At 69.4% G+C, this 20,481-nt stretch carries 19 protein-coding genes; 8 read left to right on the top strand and 11 right to left on the bottom strand.

The annotated features are described in order from the left end of the window. Nucleotides 1–105: 105 nt before the first annotated feature. Entirely contained in the window at nucleotides 106–1,062 is a 957-nt protein-coding gene (locus tag ACFY1H_RS28780) for a zinc-binding dehydrogenase (RefSeq protein ID WP_366584605.1), read from the bottom strand. 227 nt (nucleotides 1,063–1,289) lie between these two features. On the opposite strand from ACFY1H_RS28780, the gene ACFY1H_RS28775 reads away from it, so the two are divergent. Beyond that, nucleotides 1,290–1,760: a QsdR family transcriptional regulator gene (locus tag ACFY1H_RS28775; RefSeq protein ID WP_366584826.1), complete on the top strand. Its 471-nt coding sequence runs from the start codon at nucleotides 1,290–1,292 to the stop codon at nucleotides 1,758–1,760. Between the two features lie 51 nt (nucleotides 1,761–1,811). Here the strand turns inward: ACFY1H_RS28775 and ACFY1H_RS28770 are convergent, their stop codons facing one another. The 5 genes from ACFY1H_RS28770 to rsmI all read right to left on the bottom strand — a co-directional run bounded on the left by ACFY1H_RS28770 (nucleotide 1,812) and on the right by rsmI (nucleotide 5,807). Beyond that, nucleotides 1,812–2,198 (bottom strand): hypothetical protein, encoded by a 387-nt coding sequence (locus ACFY1H_RS28770; protein ID WP_386951354.1) that lies wholly within the window; start codon nucleotides 2,196–2,198, stop codon nucleotides 1,812–1,814. 17 nt (nucleotides 2,199–2,215) lie between these two features. After that, nucleotides 2,216–3,055, bottom strand: a complete 840-nt coding sequence (locus ACFY1H_RS28765; protein ID WP_386951352.1) for a Hint domain-containing protein — start codon at nucleotides 3,053–3,055, stop codon at nucleotides 2,216–2,218. Between the two features lie 212 nt (nucleotides 3,056–3,267). After that, the gene (locus tag ACFY1H_RS28760; protein WP_386951349.1) at nucleotides 3,268–4,107 is read right to left on the bottom strand and encodes a hypothetical protein; all 840 of its coding nucleotides are present in this window, start codon (nucleotides 4,105–4,107) and stop codon (nucleotides 3,268–3,270) included. Nucleotides 4,108–4,320: 213 nt separating this feature from the next. Beyond that, entirely contained in the window at nucleotides 4,321–4,746 is a 426-nt protein-coding gene (locus ACFY1H_RS28755) for a hypothetical protein (RefSeq protein ID WP_386951346.1), read from the bottom strand. 233 nt (nucleotides 4,747–4,979) lie between these two features. Then, the gene (gene rsmI, locus ACFY1H_RS28750) at nucleotides 4,980–5,807 is read right to left on the bottom strand and encodes a 16S rRNA (cytidine(1402)-2'-O)-methyltransferase (RefSeq protein WP_386951343.1); all 828 of its coding nucleotides are present in this window, start codon (nucleotides 5,805–5,807) and stop codon (nucleotides 4,980–4,982) included. A 54-nt stretch (nucleotides 5,808–5,861) separates the two neighbouring features. Between rsmI and ACFY1H_RS28745 the strand changes: the two genes are divergently transcribed. Beyond that, nucleotides 5,862–7,430, top strand: coding sequence for a dolichyl-phosphate-mannose--protein mannosyltransferase (locus ACFY1H_RS28745; RefSeq protein WP_386951340.1), 1,569 nt, complete (start codon nucleotides 5,862–5,864; stop codon nucleotides 7,428–7,430). Here the strand turns inward: ACFY1H_RS28745 and ACFY1H_RS28740 are convergent. Beyond that, on the bottom strand, nucleotides 7,381–8,163 hold the full coding sequence (locus ACFY1H_RS28740) for an AraC family transcriptional regulator (protein WP_386951337.1): 783 nt from the start codon (nucleotides 8,161–8,163) through the stop codon (nucleotides 7,381–7,383). The two genes, ACFY1H_RS28745 and ACFY1H_RS28740, sit on opposite strands and share 50 nt — an antisense overlap. Before the next feature lie 55 nt (nucleotides 8,164–8,218). Here ACFY1H_RS28740 and ACFY1H_RS28735 point away from each other — a divergent pair, with 55 nt between their 5' ends. Beyond that, nucleotides 8,219–8,791, top strand: coding sequence for a class I SAM-dependent methyltransferase (locus ACFY1H_RS28735; RefSeq protein ID WP_386951334.1), 573 nt, complete (start codon nucleotides 8,219–8,221; stop codon nucleotides 8,789–8,791). A gap of 452 nt (nucleotides 8,792–9,243) precedes the next feature. On the opposite strand, the gene ACFY1H_RS28730 is transcribed toward ACFY1H_RS28735, so the two are convergent. Further along, nucleotides 9,244–10,971 (bottom strand): serine/threonine-protein kinase, encoded by a 1,728-nt coding sequence (locus tag ACFY1H_RS28730; protein WP_366584629.1) that lies wholly within the window; start codon nucleotides 10,969–10,971, stop codon nucleotides 9,244–9,246. A gap of 206 nt (nucleotides 10,972–11,177) precedes the next feature. Between ACFY1H_RS28730 and ACFY1H_RS28725 the strand changes: the two genes are divergently transcribed. The 4 genes from ACFY1H_RS28725 (at nucleotide 11,178) to ACFY1H_RS28710 (ending at nucleotide 16,400) form a co-directional block, all read left to right on the top strand. Then, entirely contained in the window at nucleotides 11,178–13,052 is a 1,875-nt protein-coding gene (locus ACFY1H_RS28725) for a propionyl-CoA synthetase (protein WP_386951331.1), read from the top strand. Nucleotides 13,053–13,098: 46 nt separating this feature from the next. Continuing rightward, complete coding sequence (locus ACFY1H_RS28720) at nucleotides 13,099–13,881, top strand: alpha/beta fold hydrolase (protein ID WP_386951328.1); 783 nt, start codon at nucleotides 13,099–13,101, stop codon at nucleotides 13,879–13,881. 23 nt (nucleotides 13,882–13,904) lie between these two features. Continuing rightward, nucleotides 13,905–14,726 carry a helix-turn-helix domain-containing protein gene (locus ACFY1H_RS28715; protein WP_386951325.1) on the top strand — a complete coding sequence of 274 codons (822 nt, stop codon included), beginning with the start codon at nucleotides 13,905–13,907 and terminating at the stop codon, nucleotides 14,724–14,726. A gap of 99 nt (nucleotides 14,727–14,825) precedes the next feature. Continuing rightward, nucleotides 14,826–16,400: a beta-N-acetylhexosaminidase gene (locus tag ACFY1H_RS28710; RefSeq protein ID WP_366584637.1), complete on the top strand. Its 1,575-nt coding sequence runs from the start codon at nucleotides 14,826–14,828 to the stop codon at nucleotides 16,398–16,400. A 50-nt stretch (nucleotides 16,401–16,450) separates the two neighbouring features. Here ACFY1H_RS28710 and ACFY1H_RS28705 read toward each other — a convergent pair whose 3' ends face one another. Further along, nucleotides 16,451–17,146, bottom strand: a complete 696-nt coding sequence (locus ACFY1H_RS28705; RefSeq protein WP_386951321.1) for an MOSC domain-containing protein — start codon at nucleotides 17,144–17,146, stop codon at nucleotides 16,451–16,453. A gap of 189 nt (nucleotides 17,147–17,335) precedes the next feature. On the opposite strand from ACFY1H_RS28705, the gene ACFY1H_RS28700 reads away from it, so the two are divergent. Further along, nucleotides 17,336–18,481, top strand: coding sequence for a hypothetical protein (locus ACFY1H_RS28700; protein ID WP_386951318.1), 1,146 nt, complete (start codon nucleotides 17,336–17,338; stop codon nucleotides 18,479–18,481). A 69-nt stretch (nucleotides 18,482–18,550) separates the two neighbouring features. Here the strand turns inward: ACFY1H_RS28700 and ACFY1H_RS28695 are convergent, their stop codons facing one another. Then, on the bottom strand, nucleotides 18,551–18,925 hold the full coding sequence (locus ACFY1H_RS28695; protein WP_386951315.1) for a DUF779 domain-containing protein: 375 nt from the start codon (nucleotides 18,923–18,925) through the stop codon (nucleotides 18,551–18,553). After that, nucleotides 18,925–20,448 (bottom strand): aldehyde dehydrogenase family protein, encoded by a 1,524-nt coding sequence (locus ACFY1H_RS28690; RefSeq protein WP_386951312.1) that lies wholly within the window; start codon nucleotides 20,446–20,448, stop codon nucleotides 18,925–18,927. The genes ACFY1H_RS28695 and ACFY1H_RS28690 overlap by 1 nt, the downstream gene beginning before the upstream one ends. Nucleotides 20,449–20,481 lie beyond the last annotated feature (33 nt).

Here is a 20,481-nt window from a genome sequence, read left to right as displayed (position 1 = left end):
AGCTCAGCCTTCGCGCCGCCTTTCGCCTTGTCGGCTTCGCGGCGACCCGATCGCTCGTGCTGACCCGCCCGACCGGGGTAGGTTTCCCGGCCGAGCGTTGTCTCGCTACTTGCGAGGGTCGAGCAGCAGCTTGCCGACTGTGCCACGGGAACGCAGGGCTTCGTGGGCTTTCCGGGCGTCCTGGAGCGCGTACTCGCCGCCGGCGATGGCGCGGAGCTTGCCGTCCTGGATCAGGGCGAAGAGGTCGTTCAGGGCAGTGCCGAACACGTTGCCCGGCAGGCGGAAGACGTGCGGCAGCCACATGCCGGTGACCGTGGTGCTGTGCCCGAGCAGATTCCTGAGCTCAAGAGCCTTCGGCTGCTTCCGGCTCGCCATGCCGTAGAACGCCAACCGCCCGAACGGCGCCAGCGCCGCGATGCTCTGGTCGGTCGTCGCGCCACCCACCATGTCGAGGATGACGTCGATGCGCTTGCCACCGTTGGCCTCGACGAGCGCTTCGGTCATGTTCTCGGCGTTCGAGTCGACCGTCGCGTCGGCGCCGAGTTCCGTCGCGAGGTTCCGCTTCTCTTCACTGCTCGCCGTCGCGATCACTCGCCCGGCGCCCCACGCCTTGGCGAGCTGCACCGCGATCGTCCCGACCCCACCGGCCGCCGCGTGGACCACCACGGACTCGCCGGCTTCGAGGTGCGCGTTCTTCTTGAGCAGCACCCAGGCCGTCGTCCCCTGCACCAGCATCGAGAGGGCGTGCAGATCATCGACACCCTCGGGCACGTCGAACGCCATGAGGCTGTTCGCGACGGCCTTCTCCGCGTACCCGCCGCTGTTGATGAGCGCGACCTTGCGCTGACCCGCGGCGGTCTTCCCGACCACCTCACCACCGGGCACCAGCGGCAACTTGCTCGGCGCGAGGTACGAGTTCTCCGCCTGATGCGTATCCGCGTAGTTGACCCCGATCCGGTCCACGTCGATCAGGATCTCGTCGGCCCCGGCCTCGGGCTCCGGCAGCTCGACGAGGTTGAGCACCTCGGGCCCACCGAACTCGGTCACCTGCACAGCACGCATCTTGGTTTCGCCACCTCTTCGTTCGCGGTCTCTTGGCGAGACACTTTGCCAGATGTCTCACCGATGCGACACTCCGTGGTAACGTCTCACACATCGACACGCCCTCTGACCCCCACCCGACCCGCGCGACGACCTCGAACTCGGTCCCGACGTTCGCCTCACGTCCAGACCCCGCCACCGCGTTCGCCCTGGCCCGCGCCTGGTTCCTGGCCGGCCGCCGCGTGGACATGCGCGAGCTGGCCACGGAACTGGGCGTCTCGCGCGCCACCCTCCACCGCTGGCTCGGCAGCCGCGACCACCTCCTGGGCGAAATCCTGTGGTCGGAAACTTCCCTGGTATTCGACAACGTGTCCTTCACCGGCCGTGGCGCCGCCGGCGTGGCAGACGCGATCGGAGCTTTCGTCTCCCTGGTGAACGGCTCGGTCGCCTTTCGTACCTTCCTGCAACGCGAACCCGAGCGGGCACTGCGGTTGCTGACGACGAAGGCCAGCGTCGTCCAGTCGCGCACCATCGCCCAACTGACGGACCTCCTGACAACCGAGATCACCGCAGGGCGCCTGGCGTCACCTTTGCCAGCACCGGACCTCGCCTACGTCCTCGTCCGCCTGGGCGAGTCGTTCATCTACACGGACATCATCACGGGCGAGGAACCTGACGCCGCAAAGGCCCACATCGCCATCTCTCTACTGCTTACTTAGTGTTGCACAGTACTAGATTTTGCCGCACACCAAATATTCAATCACGGCTACCTACTCACAATCGCAATCATCAGTATGCATATCCAATATCAGTCTTCCACCTACCGATGCGAGCAAGGAAACAAAATCAGCATCGAAGCCGACGCTGTCTTGGCCTCGCCTGGGCGTCCAGCTGATCATAATATTTATGTCCGCGGCGTCGGGTAAATTTGCCAGGCGATCAGCCCGCTCACCGATGACCTGGGAAACCAAATCAAGCTGGCTACTCAGGGACTCGTCGCCAGACTCGTACATATCCCTCACCCACCAGTTCGCGCCGACGCGCGCCTCCTCCACGACACTCGATCGAAGACCCAATTTCTCTTCGACTTCGAGCAGTGAGATCGACTCAAGGGAAACCCTCAGCGATACTCTCGCCCATTCTTCGTCGTCACACATCAAAACACTCCTGAGCACTAAGGCCGACGACCCCGATTTGCGCCACGGCCGCCATAGTCTTCGGGATCCGGCAAATAGTCATGAATATTCCCAATAGAGTCCTCACTTGGACACCCACAGGGCAGCTTCGTGTGAACCTCTCCCGTATTGACGTCTACCATAATATCCGGATTACTTCGCGCTCCTCCAAGCTTTCCCTGTCGCTTAACCGCGTGAATAGCATCCTTCACCTCACGAACACTGCGATCTAAAGACTTCGCAATCCTCGCTTCCTTAGAAACAAATTTCCCTTCAGGCGCAATGTAGTCTTCACCGCAGTTATGAACGAGGAGAGAACCAAATATACCAGCCACAAAAAAATCATGAATTCGGTCGACTGTCAGGTCGTATACGGAGGCACTCTGGGTGAAGTGCCGAACCGCGACGATTGTCGACGCGTGGTCATCAGCCGAGTGTAGGTGATCGCCGGGCTTCAGGTCGCCGATGGCCGTCCAGCCGCGGCCTTCAACCCAGAAGAGGTGCCAGTCCGTGGCTGTGACCGTGCCCGACTTGCCGTCTGACTCGACAGTGATCTGCGTGCGGGCGTCCTCGTCACCGTGGACGATGGTGCCCACCACAGTGTGACGTTCCTGTACGCCAGTCGCCGGGTCCGTCGTGAGGACGACGTCGCCGTTGTGAACCTGCTCGATCGACTTGGTTGTCCCGTCGGCCAGGAGAACCTGCGTGCCGGCGACGAAGCTGTTGCAGTCGGGGTGGCTCGAGCCAGAACCGGCGCTGCTCTCCGACGTACCTGAAGCCTTCGCCTCCTCGGCCGCCTGCTTCGCCTGTGCCGCGGACTCCTGCGCCTCGACGGCCATCTGCTCCGCGTCCGCGCCAGCGCGCTCGGCGTCGGTGAGGACACGTTCGGTGTCGACGACGACCTTTTCGGCCTTCTCAACCTCGCAGCCGAAGGTGACCAGAGCGCGGGCGCCCTTCCAGAAGGCCTCGACGATTTCGCCGGTCTTGAGGATCTTGCCCCACGGAATGAAGCTGATGATCGTCCTGACGCAAGCGCCGATCGCTCCCTGCGTTACGCAGTCCTTGATGTCGTCCCAGCCGATAAGGCTTTTGACGAGCTCCCCCGCGGCGTCGACGAAAACATCCCACTTGGACTTCTTAGCCGTGGCTTGAGCCTGGTGATACGCATCGAGGTCGACGTTGTGGCTCGCGACATATTGGTCTCGCTTCGCGGCAACGAGTCCAGCGGCGCGCCGACGAACGCGGCCAGCACTGTGTTCGGCTCGACGTCTCGGTGGAGTTCGACAACGTCCGCCTCGTCGGCGACGGCATGCCATTGCCGGCCCAGCTCGCCGCTGGCCCAGCGTTCGAGCACGACGGTCGGCGTGGCGACGGAAAGGTGGGCAAAGAACTCCGGGTCGATGGCCAGAGGCCCGTCACCGCCGTCGGAGAAATCGGGGCGCAACGGGTCCACGGGGAACCAGCGCAGGCCGAATTCCCCGGCGAGCGACAGCGCCGCAGCGTCGGGCACCTCGACGGCGATGTAGTGGTCGAAACCCTGCCAGATGACCACGCCCTCGGGCGACGAGAACGCGCAGTCGAGACCACTGCCTCGCCACATCGAGCGGATCATCGCCAGTGCGTCGTCGGCCGGGAAGCGGAGGCCGGAGCGGAGGTGCGCCCACGAATCGGTCAGCACCGTCGGCGTGCGCACCTCCAGCTCGTCCACCGAGTGCAGGGCGAGGAGCCTCCGCAAGAACGCGAGGTGGCGGCCTTCGACCTCCTCGTACGCCTCGAGGGTCAGCACCTCGCCGCCGAATGACTTGCCGACGTCGGAGAAATCCGTCCATGCCGGCACTGTTCCGGCGCGCTCGGCGTCGGTGTACCGATAAACCAGGGCGGCGATTGTCATACGAGAACCGTAGCCAGAGGCGCCAAGCGAGTATCGCGATTCAGCGCAACGTAGAACCGCTCGCCGGTCTCCTCGATAGTCAGATCCGACAAGAAGCCGAGCTGGGAATATCGCGAGACGAGCAGGAGCTTGTCGAAGGGCCGCCGTGCGAATTCGCCTCGAACGCCCTGCCGATCGCCGGTTCGGACCAGGTTCGGTGACTCACCGTACTGGCTAGCGGACCCATCGTTCGCCCGGGTCCGTCGTGGCTGCCACGAACGCATCGCGGTCGTCGATGGCGTGCCACGCCTCGTACAGCGCATCCTCAAACGCACCGGCCAAGGCGAACCCCACAGAAGCGCTCGCCCGCGCCGCGCGAAACGCGGCGAAGTACTCCTCTTCGCGCGCTCGGTGGGCGTCGACCTCATCCTGAATGGTCCACGCGCGGACATCGAGATCTTCCGTGAGGCGGTTTACCGCGGCCTGAAGGTCGGCCGCCGCGTCCCCCTGCCGCAAAGCGTCGAGTCCTTCGCGGAGCCGCGCGGCCGACGATCCGCACCGCGACACTGCCAACCGGCACACTCGCTCGACGATCACACGCCGCGTTTCGGGATCGACCTCGCTGAATCGGCTCGCGACGTCCGACGCGACCTGCGCCAAACCCGCACCGTCCACTGTGCCCCCTCGCGTCGGATCCGTTCTGCTTGCCGCGCCAAGTGAATATCAGCCCGAGCCCGCGAGACACGGCGCGTCTCGTCACGATGGCCGTGCCCGAACAGCCTGGACGAGCGCAGCAGGTTCGCGTAATTCGCCTGCGCGGCGGCGTCCTGGCCTACCACGAACCAGCCGGGTTCAGATCCTCGAGAATGCCCGCCGATACAAGCCGAAGTCCATCACTTCCGCGAAGCCACCACAGCGTCATACAAATCCTTTTTGGACACCCCAGCCCCCTCCGCCACCTCAGCCGCGACCACCTTCAGCCGCTCCCCCGCAGCCACCCGGGCCGAAACCTCGCCCACGAGGTCCGAAACGGACACCGCAGCAGGAACCGCACCCTCCAGCACCACGGTGATCTCACCGCGAACCCCATCAGCAGCCCACTCGGCAAGCGACCCCAGAGTGCCCCGTTTGACCTCTTCGTACGTCTTCGTCAGCTCACGACACACGGCAGCCCGGCGAGAAGGCCCCAAAACCGAAGCAGCATCGGCCAAAAGCGAACCCACCCGATGCGGCGACTCGAAGAACACGACTGTCCGCGGCTCCGACGCCAAAGCGGCGAACCACCGCGCGCGCTCTCCCGGCTTGCGCGGCGCGAAGCCCTCGAAGCAGAAGCGGTCGCAGGGCAAACCGGACAAAGCCAGCGCCGTCGTCACCGCGGAGGGGCCCGGCAGGCAGGTCACCGGCAGGTCTTCCGCGACGCAGGCCGCGACGAGGCGGAAGCCCGGGTCCGACACCGAGGGCATGCCGGCGTCGGTCACGAGCAGCACGGTCGAGCCGGAGCGCAGGGCGTCCAGCAGCCCGGGCAGGCGCGCGGTCTCCACGTCCTCGTAGAAGGACACCACGCGCCCGGAAGGGGTGACGCCCAGCGAAGAAGCCAGTGAGCGCAGGCGGCGGGTGTCCTCGGCGGCGATGACGTCCGCCGAGGCCAGGGCGGAGACCAGGCGCGCCGAAGCGTCGCCCGGGTCGCCCAGCGGGGTGGCGGCGAGCACGAGACGTCCCATGCCCGCCAGCCTAACGACACGGCCATCACACCCGGGGTCGTAGTATCAGGCCCCGTGACCGCGCTGCTGACCCGTCCCGACGACGAGAGCGTGCGGCCGGACCCGGTCGACGCGCTGCGACCGCCGACCGACCGCGAGGCCACGCTGCTGGGCCGCGGCATGCCGACCGACCGCCTGCGCGGCTGGCTCGTCACGCTGATCCTCACGGTGATCGGCGGCGTCGTGCGCCTGCAGAACCTCGGGGTGCCCACCGATCACGGCACACCGGTGTTCGACGAGAAGCACTACGTGCCCCAGGCGGCGCAGATGCTGCGCAACGGCGGGTACGAGGACAACGCCGGCTACGAGCTCATCGTGCACCCGCCGCTGGCGAAGGACTTCATCGCGATCGGCGAATGGCTGTTCGGCTACAACGGCTGGGGCTGGCGCATCATGCCGGCGCTCGCGGGCACGCTGATCATCCTGCTCACCATCCGCATCGCGCGCCGGCTCACGCGCTCGACGCTGCTCGGCGGCATCGCGGGCGTCCTCGTGATCAGCGACGGCGTGCTGCACCTGCAGTCGCGCATGGGGATGCTCGACATCTTCATCGCGTTGTTCGTGCTGGCCGCGTTCGCGTGTGTGCTGTGCGACCGCGACCAGGTGCGGCAGCGGCTGGCCGTCGCGGTGCGCGAGGGCTGGGTCAACGAATCCGTCTGGGGGCCGAAGCTCGGGTTCCGCTGGTGGCGCTTCGCCGCGGGCCTGATGATCGGGCTGACGTTCGGCGTGAAGTGGTCGGCGCTGTACTACATCGCGGCGTTCGGCCTGCTCACGGTGTTCTTCGACGTCGCGGCGCGGCGCGCGGCGGGCGTCGAGCGGCCGTGGGTGGGGACGATCCGGCGGGACGTCGCGCCGGCGTTGTGGGCGATCGTCGCGATCCCGCTGCTGATGTACTTGGCCGCGTTCTGGGCGTGGTTCGCCAGCGAGACGGCCACCGACCGGCACTACACCGAGATCAAGGACATCGACCCCGGCCTGTTCGCCTGGGTGCCGCCCGCGTTGCGCTCGCTCGGCGACTACACGCTCAACGTCCTGCACTTCCACGAAACACTGCTGACGCCCAAGGACAACCCGCACCCGTGGGAGTCGAAGCCGTGGACGTGGCCCATGGGCCTGCGCCCGATGCTGTACTACTACGACAGCGCCGTCACCGGCTGCGGCGAGTCGCGCTGCGTCGGCGCGACGATGCTGATCGGCACGCCCGCGATGTGGTGGCTCGCGCTGCCGATGCTCGGCTGGGGGCTGTGGCGCTGGATCTTCCGCGCCGACTGGCGCTACGCCGCCGTGCTCACGGCCTACTTCGCCGGGCTGCTGCCGTGGTTCACGAACATCGACCGGCAGATGTACTTCTTCTACGCCACGCCGATGGCGCCGTTCCTGGTGCTCGGTTTGGTACTCGTGCTGGGGCAGATCCTCGGCGGTGCCCGGCGCGGGTTCGAACGGCGGGGTACCGGTCTGCTCGTCGTGGCGCTCTACACGGGACTCGTGGTGGCGAACTTCGTGTGGCTGTGGCCGATCCTCAACGGGGTGCCGATCACGACCGCGCAATGGAACGCGGAGATGTGGCTGCCCTCGTGGCGGTAGCGGCCGTGAAGTGGGCCCCTGGCGGCACGCCGACCGCCCGCCGGAACGCCGCGACGAACGCGCTCGCCGTCGCGTACCCCACGCGGTGCGCGACGGTCGTCATCGGCAGACCTTCGGCGAGCAACGGCAGCGACGCCCGCAGCCTTACCTGCGTGCGCCAGGTCCCGAAGGTCATACGGCAGTCGCGCACGAACGCGCGCGCCAGCGTCCGCTCGCTCGCCCCGACAGCGCGGCCCAGCTCGGCCAGCCCGCGGCGGTCGGCGGGGTCGGCGAGCACCATCGCCTCGACGTCCCGCGCCCGCGGATCCTCCGGCGACGGCACCACGATCGGCGCGACGTCCACCGGCTCCAGCACGTCGAACACCACGGCCTCGGCGCGTTCGCGGGCGTCCTGCGCCGGGTTGCCCGTGAGGTACTCCAGCAGCTCCCGCAGCAACGGTCCCACCGCGACGATCCGCGGCTGCGCCCAGGCCACCGGGCACTTCTGCGGATCCGCGTAGACACCGCGCAGCTCCGCGTTGGCCACGGCACCCGTCCGGTGCGGCACGCCGGCGGGCACCCACAACGCACGCGTCGGCGGCAGCACCCAGTGCGCTTCGCCGATGCCGACGGCGACCACGCCCGCGGCCGCCCACACGAGCTGGTGCACCGGGTGCTCGTGCCACGGGTACCACGCCCCCGCGGGCAACCGCAGCTCACCGAGGAGCATCGCGCCTTGACCGGTTGACGACATGGCTTGGCAGCCTATCGGCTATCGGACACGCGCGGCGATTTCTACCGTTTGAGGCATGCCCATGAACTTGATCCACCGCCGGTTGTGCTCCTCCGACAAGTGGGCGTCGATGATCGCCCAGGTGCTCCCGCCGTGGCTCGCGCAGCACGAGCTGGGCGACGACGTCCTCGAAATCGGCCCCGGCTTCGGCGCCACCACCCGGGTTCTCCTCGACGCGGTGCCACACCTGACTCTGCTGGAGATCGACCCGGCTTCGGCTGGGTCGTTGCGGGCCGAGTTCGGCTCGCGCGCCACGGTCGTCGAGGGCAGTGGCGCGGACATGCCCTTCGACGCAGGGCGCTTCTCGGCCGTCGTGTGCTTCACGATGCTGCACCACGTGCCCACCGCGGAGTTGCAGGATTCGATCTTCGCGGAGGCGTATCGCGTGCTGCGTCCCGGCGGGGTGTTCTGCGGGACGGACAGCCAGCTGAGCTTCCGCTTCCGCCTGCTGCACCTCGGCGACACGATGAACGTGGTCGACGCTTCGACGCTGCCTTCGCGGCTCTCTGTGGCGGGGTTCGGGGAGGTGGACGTGAAGCACCGGCCGAAGGAGCGGCTGGAGTTCTCGGCGGTGAAGCCGGGTCAGTAGCTGATTCGGCGCCGCCACCACGACCACTCGGCCGGCGCGGTCGGGTCGGGCACGGTCTTGCGGCGGATCTCCTCGTTGAACGGCTCGACGACGGCGCGTAGAGCCCGGCGACTTCGCGGTGGCAGTGCGCTCAGAGCTTCCTCGATCGTCCGGCGAGTGTCGGGTTCGCAGCAGGGGCAGCCGAGTGTCAGGGACGCCCCGGTCCGGTGGGCCACGCGAGCGTATTCGCGCAGGTCACGAACCGCTGTGGCAACGTGGCCGGGTCTCAGGTGGGTCGCCTCGACGCGGTGGATGTCGGCCAGAACCCAGCGCGGCAACCCGGCGATGATTGAGAACGGGCGGCCCTCGCGCGGCCGCACCGGAAGCGCAGCCCGGACAGCGGCGGGCGGTCTACGCGCCATGGTCCTTTCGAAGCGTCATGCTCCGATCATCCCGCACGGCGCCACCTGATTTCAGCGGTGCAGCCGCCGCGGGACGATTTGGGTGACGGGGCCGTCCGGGGACTTGCCGGCGCGCGACAGCCAGCCCTCGACCTCGCGGCGCACCGCGTTCAGCGTCGGGCGGCGGCGGGGTTCCTGGTCCAGCGAAGCGCCCAGGATCCGCGCGTGCGCCGAGCGCATCGGCAACCGAGACACGGGTTCAGCCCGCGCCGCCGCCATCAAAGCCGCCATCGGCGTTTCGCGAGTCCCGCGCGGAGGCTGGCCGGTCAGCGCATAGCTGATGGTCGCCGCCAGCTGCCAGGCGTCCGAAGCCGGGCTGGCCTGCGCGCCCATCGCCTGTTCCGGGGCGACGAAGTCGGGCGTGCCGATCATCATGCCGGTGGCGGTCATCTTGGAGTCGCCCTGGCTGCGGGCGATGCCGAAGTCGATGAGGTGCGCCAGGCCGGCCGGGTCGAGGACGATGTTGGACGGCTTGATGTCGCGGTGCAGCACGCCCTTCTCGTGGGCCGCGACGAGGGCGCCGGCCATCGTGGACCAGAGGCGGCCGGCGGCGACGTCGTCGAGGGGGCCCTGGCCGTCGACGACCTCGGCGAGCGGGCGGCCCTCCAGGTACTCCATGACCAGCGCGAGGCCGTCGGGCTCCTCGACCAGGTCGTACACCTTCACGCAGTTCGGGTGGTTCACCACGGCCAGCGCACGGGCCTCGCGCTGCATTCGCTCCGCGGTGTCGCGGTCGGGGGCGTGCGCGATCTTCAGCGCGACGGTGCGGTTGAGCTGCGTGTCGACCGCTTCCCAGACCGTGCCGAAACCACCGTGACCGAGCCGGCGGACGCGCCGATAACGACTCCCGCCGGCACCGCGCGAGCCGGGCGGCGGCGGGACCGGGCCGGGAGCCGCGGCCAGCAACCCGGGCTCGGGTGCGGAAGCCAGCGCCGTGGCCGGGTAAGGCTTGTTCACCGGAGGCGGCGGAGGCGGCGGCAGCTGCGGACGTGGCGCGGCCTGCGAAACCGGCGGACGCTCCGGCTCCCGCCGCGGTTCCGGACGCGGCTCCGGCCGGTTGATCACCGACCACGGCGGCGGCCCGACCAGGCCCACCGGAATCAGCCCCAGCACGCTGAACGGCAGGAACCCGAGCCAGAAGTGCACGGCCGTGTTGGCCGTCATCCCGACGCTCGCCACCGCCATCACCACGAACGGGATCCAGAAGAACCGCGACGGCCACTTCGGCCCGCGCCGGAACGCCGTGCGCGCCTGCAGCATCACGAACAGCAGCGAGCCCACGGGCAGCACGATGAACGCGAGCAGGTAGAGACCGTAGGAGAGCTTGAGGCCGTTGTTGTAGAAGAGCGCCTCGAAGACGTTGGGGCCGCCGCCGAGGTACTTCGACTGCACGCCGACGAAGCAGTACGGCGAGTCGAGCGTCGACCGCGCGGCCGCGCCCAGCCCGCCGGTGCCGCCCGCGGCGACCGAGCGGAACGACTCGGAGATGCCGTTGGACAGCAGCCACGGCAGCACCAGCACGGTGACCACGCCGATCAACCCGAACACGGTGAGCGTCGTCGCGTCGTAGCGGTTGCCCGTGCCCTTGCGCACGATGGCCACCAGCAGCGCCCCCAGCGCGGGGAACAGCGCGACGAGCGCACCGGCTGTGGTCGTCGCCCAGACCCAGTCACCCGGGCAGAACCCCGGGCCGAACAGGGTGTGGGCGAACGAGAGCAGCGCGCTCGCGAATCCGCTCACCGCCTGGTTCCCCTCACTCTCCGTGGTCGCGTGATACCGCCACGCGGCCGAACTCCGTGGTCCAGCTTAGGACGCACGCCGCCTTCGCGGGGTTGCCGGGTCGGTGGGTCGTGACCGTGGTGAAACCTGCACGACACCCTTCCCAGGGCCATCATGAGTGACGGATCCGGCCGACCGGATCGAGTGACGCTGTCGAGGGAGACACCGTGGGCGCTTATTCCGAGACCTACCGGCGCAGCCTGGACGATCCCGAGGGGTTCTGGCTGGACGCGGCGAGGGCGATCGACTGGACGAAGCCACCGACGAAGGCCCTGGACGCCTCGCGCGAGCCCTTCTACCGCTGGTTCCCCGACGGGGAGCTGAACACCGCGTACAACGCGCTCGACCGGCACGCCGACAGCGGCCGCGGCGGGCAGCCCGCGTTGATCTGGGACTCGCCGGTCACCGGGCAGAAGCGGCGCTACACCTACGCCGAGCTGCGGGACGAGGTGGCGGTGTTCGCGGGGGCGCTCAAGGCGCTCGGGGTGACGCAGGGCGACCGCGTGATCCTGTACCTGCCGATGATCCCCGAGGCCGTCGTCGCGATGCTCGCGTGTGCGCGGATCGGGGCGGTGCACTCGGTGGTGTTCGGCGGCTTCGCGCCGAAGGAGCTCGCCGCGCGCATCGAGGACGCGAAGCCCAAGCTCGTGCTGGCCGCGTCGTGCGGGATCGAGCCGACGCGGGTGGTGGAGTACAAGCCGATCATCGACGCGGCGCTGGAGCTGACCGAGCACCAGCCGGACCACGTCGTGGTGTTCCAGCGCGAGCGGGCGCCCGCGGAGTTGTCGGGCACGGACCTGGACTGGGTGGACCTCGTCGAGACCGCGCAGCCGGCCGACCCGGTGCCGGTGAAGGCGACGGACCCGCTCTACATCCTCTACACGTCCGGCACCACCGGGAAGCCGAAGGGCGTGGTGCGCGACGCGGGCGGCCACGCCGTCGCGCTGGCCTGGTCGATGGGCGCGATCTACGACATTCACGCGGGCGACACGTGGTGGACGGCGTCCGACGTCGGGTGGGTCGTCGGGCACTCCTACATCGTCTACGCGCCGCTGCTGATCGGGGCGACGACCGTCCTGTACGAAGGCAAGCCCGTCGGCACGCCCGACGCCGGCGCGTTCTGGCGCGTGATCGCCGAGCACGGCGTGGAGGCGCTGTTCACCGCGCCCACGGCATTGCGCGCGGTGAAAAAGATCGACCCGGGCGCGGCGGAGCTCAAGAAGTACGACCTGGCCAAGTTCCGCACGCTCTTCATGGCCGGCGAGCGCCTCGACCCCGAGACCTACCACTGGGCGAGCGACATCCTCGGCACGCCGGTGATCGACCACTGGTGGCAGACGGAAACCGGCTGGGCGATCGCCGCCAACCCGCGCGGCCTGGAGCCGATGCCGGTGAAGGCCGGGTCGGCGACGAAACCCGTGCCGGGCTGGGACGTGCGCGTGCTCGACCAGGGCGGCGACGAGCTGCCGGCGGGCCGCGAGGGCGCGATCGTGATCAAGCTGCCGCTGCCGCCCGGCTCGCTGCCCACGCTGTGGGGCGACGACGAGCGCTACCGCGAGGCCTACCTGTCGCGTTTCCCCGGCTACTACCTCACCGGCGACTCCGGCTACTTCGACGAAGACGGCTACCTCTTCGTGATGGGCCGCACCGACGACGTGATCAACGTGGCCGGACACCGCCTGTCGACGGGGTCGATGGAGGCCGCGCTCGCGTCGCACCCGGCCGTGGCGGAGTGCGCGGTGATCGGCGTGGCCGACGAGCTCAAAGGTCAGGTGCCACGCGGGTTCGTGGTGCTCAAGGCGGGCGTGGACGTCGACGAGGGCCAGTTGCGCGACGAGCTCGTGGCCGTGGTGCGCCGCGACGTCGGGCCGGTGGCGGCGTTCCGCGACGTCGACGTGGTCGAGGCGCTGCCGAAGACGCGTTCGGGGAAGATCCTGCGCAAGACCATGCGCGGGATCGCCGACGGGCGCGAAGAGCCGGTGCCGTCGACGATCGAGGACCCGGGCGTGCTCGACGCGTTGCGCGCGGTCCTGCGGCGCTGACATTTCTCCAAGACGGGCGGCGGTGCGCGGGCGCATCGTCGCCGGTATGAACGACTACCTCCACGTGGTCCAGGACGGCCCGGCCGGCGCGCCGCCGTTGCTGCTCATCCACGGCTCGGGAGCCACGAGCGGCTCCTGGAGCGAGGTGGTGCCGGCGTTGGCCGAGCGCCACCACGTCATCCGCGTCGACCTGCCCGGGTGCGGTCGGTCGACGCCGCCGCCGTCGTTCGCCGTGCCGCGGCAGGCGAGCCGGGTGGCGGCGGTGCTCGACGAGCTGGGCCTGGCCCACGTCGTCGTGGCCGGGCATTCGAGCGGCGGCTACGTCGCCACCTCGCTGGCCGAACAGCGGCCGGACCTGGTGGGCTCGCTCGCGTTGGTCAGCACCGGCCCGCGGCTCGACGCGCTCCTGCCGCAGCCGCTGATCCTGCGGCTGCTGCTGGCTCCGCCGTTCGGGCCGCTGCTGTGGCGGAGGCGGTCGGACGCGGTGATCCGGCGCGGGATCGGGGCGACGATGGCCCGGCCCGTGCCCATCCCGGACGACATGGTCACCGAGCTTCGCGGGACGACCTACCGCGCGTTCCGGCAGGTGCTGCACCACAACGGCGCGTACCTCGCCGAGCGGAGCGTGCCCGAGCGGCTGGCGGCGCTCGACGTGCCGGCGCTGGTGGTGTTCGGCGCGGCGGACCCGCGGTGGGACCCGTCGTCGGCGCACGACTACGACGCCGTCGCGCGCGTCGAGTACCTGCCGGGAGTCGGGCACGTGCCGCTCGTCGAGGAGTCCGCGAAGACCGGCGAGCTGCTGCTGTCCTTCGCGGCTACCCGTCTGTGACCCGCGCCGCCTAGCGTGGTCACGTGCAGGCCTTCGACTGGACAGGCGTCGACATCGCGGTCCCGCCGCGACGGCTGCCGGGCGTCCGCATGGCCGGGTTCCGGCAGGCGGTGCCCGCGCCCGTCGACATCGCGATGGTGGCGCACCCGGCCGTCACGGTCCTGGTGGACCTCAGCGACGGCCTCGGTTACGAGGCTTTCGGACGGCGTGGGCGAGGCAGCGTCGTCGTCGGGCTGTGTCCGGGCGAGCTGCGCGCCGCCGGCCGGATCGGGGAATGCCTGCAGATCCGGCTGGAACCGGCCGTGGCCGCGGCGGTGCTCGGGGAGACGCTGAGCGGGGCGGTGTCGCTGGAGGACGTCGTGGGCCGCGACGCCGCGCGTTGGGAAGACCGGCTGCGTGCGGCGGTGTCGTGGGACGACCGGTTCGCGCTCGCGGCCGAGCTGCTGAGGCAGCGGCTGGGATCCCGCCGCGTCGATCCGGAAGTGGCGCAGAGCTGGCGGCGGACGTTGGCGGCTCGGGGGCTGGCGCGCGTCGAGGGGCTGGCGGACGAGGTCGGGTGGAGCCGCAAACGGCTGTGGGCGCGATTCCGGACGCAACTGGGCATCACGCCGAAACGCGCTGCTCGCCTGGTGCGGTTCGATCATGCCGCGCACCTGCTGGCGGCGGGGCGGGCGCCGGCCGAGGTCGCCGTGGCGAGCGGGTTCGCGGACCAGTCGCACCTGCACCACGAGGTGCGGGCGTTTTCGGGACTGACGCCCGCGGCCGTCGCGGTGGCGCCGTGGCTGGCGATCGACGACGTCGCGTGGCCGGAACCGAACCGCGGCGGTGGGCGACAGGGCACGTAACCGAGCCGCGGGCGATCCTTTCGGCTGTTGTCCGCGGACTGCCTAGTGGTCTATACCTCTTAGGGTCTGTCTTCTCCTCTCCCCGACCGGAGGTAGTCCGTGAGGAAGAGCTTGTCCAGAGCCGTGCTGGGGGCGACCGTGCTGAGCCTCGCGGCGCTCGGCCTGCCGGCGTCGGCGACGGCCGCGACCGCCGCGCCCGAACGCAGCGTCACCGACATCGTCCCGCTGCCCGTGCAGGCCAAGGCCGACCCGAAGGCGAACTTCACGCTGTCGCCGCTCACCGTGATCCGCGCGGGCAAGGGCACGAACCAGGTGGCCGACTACCTGCGCGGCCTGCTGCGCCCCGCCACCGGCTATCCGCTTCCCGTCGTGCCCGTGAACGCCGGCCTGCCGGCCATCTCGCTCGACCTGGGCCACGCCGACAGCCGCGTCGGCTCCGAGGGTTACCAGCTGTCCGTGGCGAAGACGGGCGTGACGCTGAAGGCCAACACCACCGACGGCCTGTTCGAGGGCGTGCAGTCGTTGCGGCAGCTGCTGCCTTCGGCGATCGAGGCGAAGAGCGTGCAGTTCCGCAAGTGGACGATCGCGGGCGGCACGGTGCTCGACTACCCGCGCTTCGGCACGCGCGGCGCGATGCTCGACGTCGCACGGCACTTCTTCAACCCGGCGCAGGTGAAGACCTACATCGACCAGCTGGCGCAGTACAAGATCAACACGCTGCACCTGCACCTGGCCGACGACCAGGGCTGGCGCATCGAGATCAAGAGCTGGCCGCGCCTGGCGACCGAAGGCGGCAAGGGCGCCGCGTACGGCGACCCCGGCGGCTACTACACCCAGGCGCAGTACAAGGACATCGTCGCCTACGCGGCGTCGCGGCACATCACGATCGTGCCGGAGATCGACATGCCGGGTCACACGAACGCGGCCCAGTCGGTGTACGCGGAGCTCAACTGCGACGGCGTCGCGGTCCCGCCGCGCACCGACACGGAGGTCGGCTACAGCTCGCTGTGCATCGACTCGCCGACGACGTACAAGTTCGTGGAAGACGTGATCCGCGAGCTGGCCGCCATCACGCCCGGCAAGTACCTCGGCATCGGCGGCGACGAGGCGCACTCGACGTCCGACCCGGACTACAAAGCCTTCTACGCCAAGGTGAACCCGCTCGTCGCGAAGTACGGCAAGCTCATCACGGGCTGGCACGAGATCGCGAAGTCGGACCTGCCGGCCACGGCGATGCCGGAGTACTGGGACCAGGGCGGCGCGAACCCCGACCTCGCCGCGTTCGCCGCGCGCGGCGGCAAGGTGCTGATGGCGCCGTCGAACCACGCGTACCTCGACATGAAGTACACCGAGGACACGCCGCTGGGCCAGGACTGGGCCGGTCTGGTGGAGGTCAAGGACTCCTACGACTGGGATCCCGCGACGCTCGTGCCGGGCGTCGGCGAGAGCTCCGTCTCCGGCGTCGAGGCTCCACTGTGGACGGAGACCATCCGCACGAACGACAACATCGAGTACATGGCGTTCCCGCGCCTGCCGGGCCTGGCCGAGATCGGCTGGTCGCAGCAGTCCGGACGCGACTGGGACACCTACCGCGTCCGGCTGGCGAAGCAGGCGCCGCGCTGGGTCGCGCAGGGGATCGACTTCTACCGTTCGCCGCAGGTGGACTGGAAGTAGTTTCTTCGACGAAGGCCCCTTCCCTGGATTCTTCGGGGAAGGGGCCCTTTTCAGCCCGCGTTGCGCAGCCGCCAGCGCTCGACCGACGAGCGGATGCCCCCGGAGTACGACGGCGAAAGCGCGGGCGTCGCCAGGATCTTCTCCGCGCGTTCGACTCCCGCTCGCGCGATGGGCGGCTCGAGCTGCGCGAAGTTGGCGAAGGCGATCAGGTGCACCTCGGCCACGGTCGGTGCCTGCGCGTCGGACTCGACCACGCGCACGGCCCCGGACGTCGGCACGCGACCCGGCCGAAGCACCCGCAGGTACCAGCCGCACCGCCCGGAGTCGATGAGCGCCGGCACGACGTCCTTGCGGCCCGTCCGCATGGCCAGCTTGAAACACGGCTGCCGCGGCTGCGACACCTGCAACCGCGCGTCACCCCACTCCCAGACGTCGCCGATGCGCACTCGGGACTCGTCCGCCCCGCTCACCGCGAGGTTCTCCCCGAACGCCCCCAGCTCGACGTCGAACCCGTCGGCCGCCCACGCGGCGTAGTGCTGCGCGGGGTAGACGTAGACCGCCTTGTCGACCCCGCCGTGCACGCTCAGGTCGGCCTGCTCGTCGCCGTCGAGGTTCAGCCGCGTGAGCTCCAGCTCGGCTGCGGCCACCCGGTCCTTGACGATCGCGCTGAGCACCGGCCGCTCGCGCCGCTGCCCGAGCACGGCGGGCCGTCCGACGAAAACACCGGCGAGTTCGAGTGTGGTCACGGTTCGGAAGCTAGCATGCGCGTCGCCGCAGGTCAGGTGCTTTTGTCCGCCTCCGGAGCCGGTCCCGGCCGACTGCTCCGATCGGTGGGTTCAGCCGGGTGATGGCGACACGGGCCCCTTGATCTTGATCGAGGGGACCTTCGGGTGTGGCCTGGAGCACTACCGCACGCCGAAAGGACGGTTTCGACGATGAGACTGTGGCGCCGGGATCGCGCCTCCCGGGCTTCGCGACGCTCCGGCGACGACATCGCTTCACTGATGCCCTACGGCCCGCATTCGTCTGTGCGCGTCCGCAACGAGGCGGTCGAGCGGGGCGCCGCGGGGTGGGACGTCGCGTATTGCTGCTTCACCGATCCCGAAGAGGCGACGCGGTGTCACGCCGCGTGGCAGCGGCACGCTCCCACGCTGAAGAGCACGCTCCTCCACGGCCGCCGCAGCGCGTGTGAGCCGGATGTCGAGGGCTCTTACCTCCACGAGGACGGAACGTGGCACACCGGGCAGCCCGCCGAGATCATCGCGCTGATGGCCGAGCTGGCTCCGCCGAGCGCCGAGGAACTGGCGGCTCGCCACGCCCATGAGGCCGAGCAGGCCCTCGAAACCGTACGGGCGGAGAAGGCCGCGTGGGAAGCGCGGCAGCCGAAGGAGATCGTGCTGGCGGAAGCGGGGGACGATGCCCCGATCCCCCACCACGACAAGTTCGTCAAGGCCACGCGGATGACCGTCGGCGGGCAGCCCGTCGACCGGGTGAAGTTCCACTTCGCCGAGTTCACCGGCGACGAGCCGGAGCCCATCGCGCCCGAGCCCGGCAGCAGCGACACCGAACGGCATCGCCTCGTCCACGACGAGTTCGCAGTGGCCCGCACCTTGTGGGCGAAGGCGGTCTACCGGCGGGAGGCCACGCCGGTGCTGCGCGCCGCCGCGTCCGCCTGGCCCGAGGTCGCCGAGGCCTTCGCCCGGATCGGCCGGGCCTGGTCGGACCTCGACGACCCGCCGCACGGCTGGGAAGCCGCGGTCAAGTGCCTGCTCGACGCGCACGACCACGCGCGGCCCATCGTGGAGAACTGGGAGCACCTCCACGCCCGGAAACTGGCCACCGTCGGCGCCGAGCTCACCTACAGCCCCGGTGAGCTGGCCGAGCTGCGCACCCAGCTGAGTGTCGAGCTGGGGATCGACACCATCGAGGAGTGGCACATCGGCCGGGTCGAGGACGGCACCCCCGATCCGCTCCACGCCGACATCCGGGACGGGGCGAGCGTGCAGCTCGAATCCCTCATCCAGCCCCAGCGCGACCGGCTCGCCCTGATCGCCGACGTCGCGGGGCGGCTCACGGCGTGAGCAAACGCTTGCGGCCCGGTTCCCGCCGTCGTGGCCGGGACCCGGGCCGCACGCGACCCCTCCGCTGTTTCAGCCGTTCAGCGCCGCCGACTCCTCGTCGCTGAAGAGGCGGGACCTGATCAGGAACCGCACGCCCTCCGGCGCCTCCAGGGAGAACCCGCTGCCGCGGCCCGGGACGACGTCGATGGTGAGGTGCGTGTGCTTCCAGTACTCGAACTGCGGGCCCGACATCCAGACCGGCACGGCGTCGATGCCGTCGACGGCGAGGTCGCCCAGGTGCACGTCGCGCTCGCCGACCTTGAACTCGCCGAGCGGGTAGCACATCGGGGCGCTGCCGTCGCAGCAGCCGCCGGACTGGTGGAACATCACCGGGCCGTGGACGGCCACCAGCTTGCGCAGGAGGTCGGCCGAAGACTCGGTGAGGTCCACCCGGGACACGTCCATCAGAAGAATCCCAGCGCCTGGTCGGAGTACGACACGAGCATGTTCTTCGTCTGCTGGTAGTGGTCGAGCATCATCTTGTGGTTCTCACGGCCGATGCCCGAGGCCTTGTACCCGCCGAACGCCGCGTGCGCGGGGTAGGCGTGGTAGTTGTTCACCCACACGCGCCCGGCCTGGATGTCGCGGCCCGCGCGGTAGGCGGTGTTGCCGTCGCGCGACCAGACGCCGGCGCCGAGGCCGTAGAGGGTGTCGTTGGCGATCTTGAGCGCGTCGGCGTAGTCGTCGAACTTCGTCACGGCCAGGACCGGGCCGAAGATCTCCTCCTGGAAGATGCGCATCTTGTTGTCGCCCTCGAACACCGTCGGCTGCACGTAGTAGCCGCCGGAGAACTCGCCGCCGAGGTCGGCCTTGTCGCCACCGGTGAGGACCTTCGCGCCCTCCTGCTTGCCGATGTCGATGTAGGACATGATCTTCTCGAACTGGTCGTTCGAGGCCTGTGCGCCCACCTGCGTCTCGGTGTCGAGCGGGTTGCCCTGGCGGATCTTCTTCACGCGCTCCACGGCGTCGCCGAGGAAGCTGTCGTAGATGCCGCTCTGGATCAGCGCGCGCGACGGGCAGGTGCAGACCTCGCCCTGGTTCAGCGCGAAGAGCGTGAAGCCCTCCTGCGCCTTGTCGTAGAACGCGTCGTTCTGCGCGGCGACGTCGTCGAAGAAGATGTTCGGGCTCTTGCCGCCCAGCTCGACGGTCACCGGGATGATGTTCTCGCTGGCGTACTGCAGGATCAACCGGCCGGTGGTCGTTTCACCGGTGAAGGCGACCTTGCGCACGCGGTTGCTCGACGCCAGCGGCTTGCCGGCCTCGACCCCGAAGCCGTTGACGATGTTGAGCACGCCCGGCGGGATCAGGTCGCCGATGATCGACATCAGCAGGTGGATCGACGCGGGCGTCTGCTCGGCGGGCTTGAGCACGATCGCGTTGCCGGCGGCGAGCGCGGGCGCGAGCTTCCAGACCGCCATCAGGATCGGGAAGTTCCACGGGATGATCTGGCCGACGACACCCAACGGCTCGTGGAAGTGGTACGCCACGGTGTTCTCGTCGATCTGCGAGATCCCGCCCTCCTGGGCGCGCAGCGCACCGGCGAAGTAGCGGAAGTGGTCGATCGCGAGCGGGATGTCGGCGGCGAGCGTCTCGCGTACGGCCTTGCCGTTCTCCCACGCCTCGGCGACCGCGATCTTCTCGAGGTTCTGCTCCATGCGGTCGGCGATCTTGAGCAGGATGCCCGAGCGTTCCTCGACCGAGGTGCGGCCCCAGGCCGGTGCGGCGCCCTCGGCCGCGTCGAGGGCCTTGTCGATGTCGGCCGCGGTCCCGCGCGCGATCTCCGTGAAGGTCTTCCCGGTGATCGGCGTCGGGTTCTCGAAGTACTGCCCGCCGGCCGGGGCGACGTACTCGCCGCCGATGTAGTGGTCGTAGCGGGTTTCGTAGTCGACGACGGCGCCGTCGGTGTTCGGTGCGGCGTAAACGGCCATCTTTCCTGCCTCGTTGCTCTCCAGTGGCGGACG

Origin of the sequence: Amycolatopsis sp. NPDC001319, from assembly GCF_042896185.1 — a bacterium.
Classification (GTDB): Bacteria; Actinomycetota; Actinomycetes; order Mycobacteriales; family Pseudonocardiaceae; genus Amycolatopsis.
This window is presented reverse-complemented; position numbering and strand designations above follow the sequence as displayed.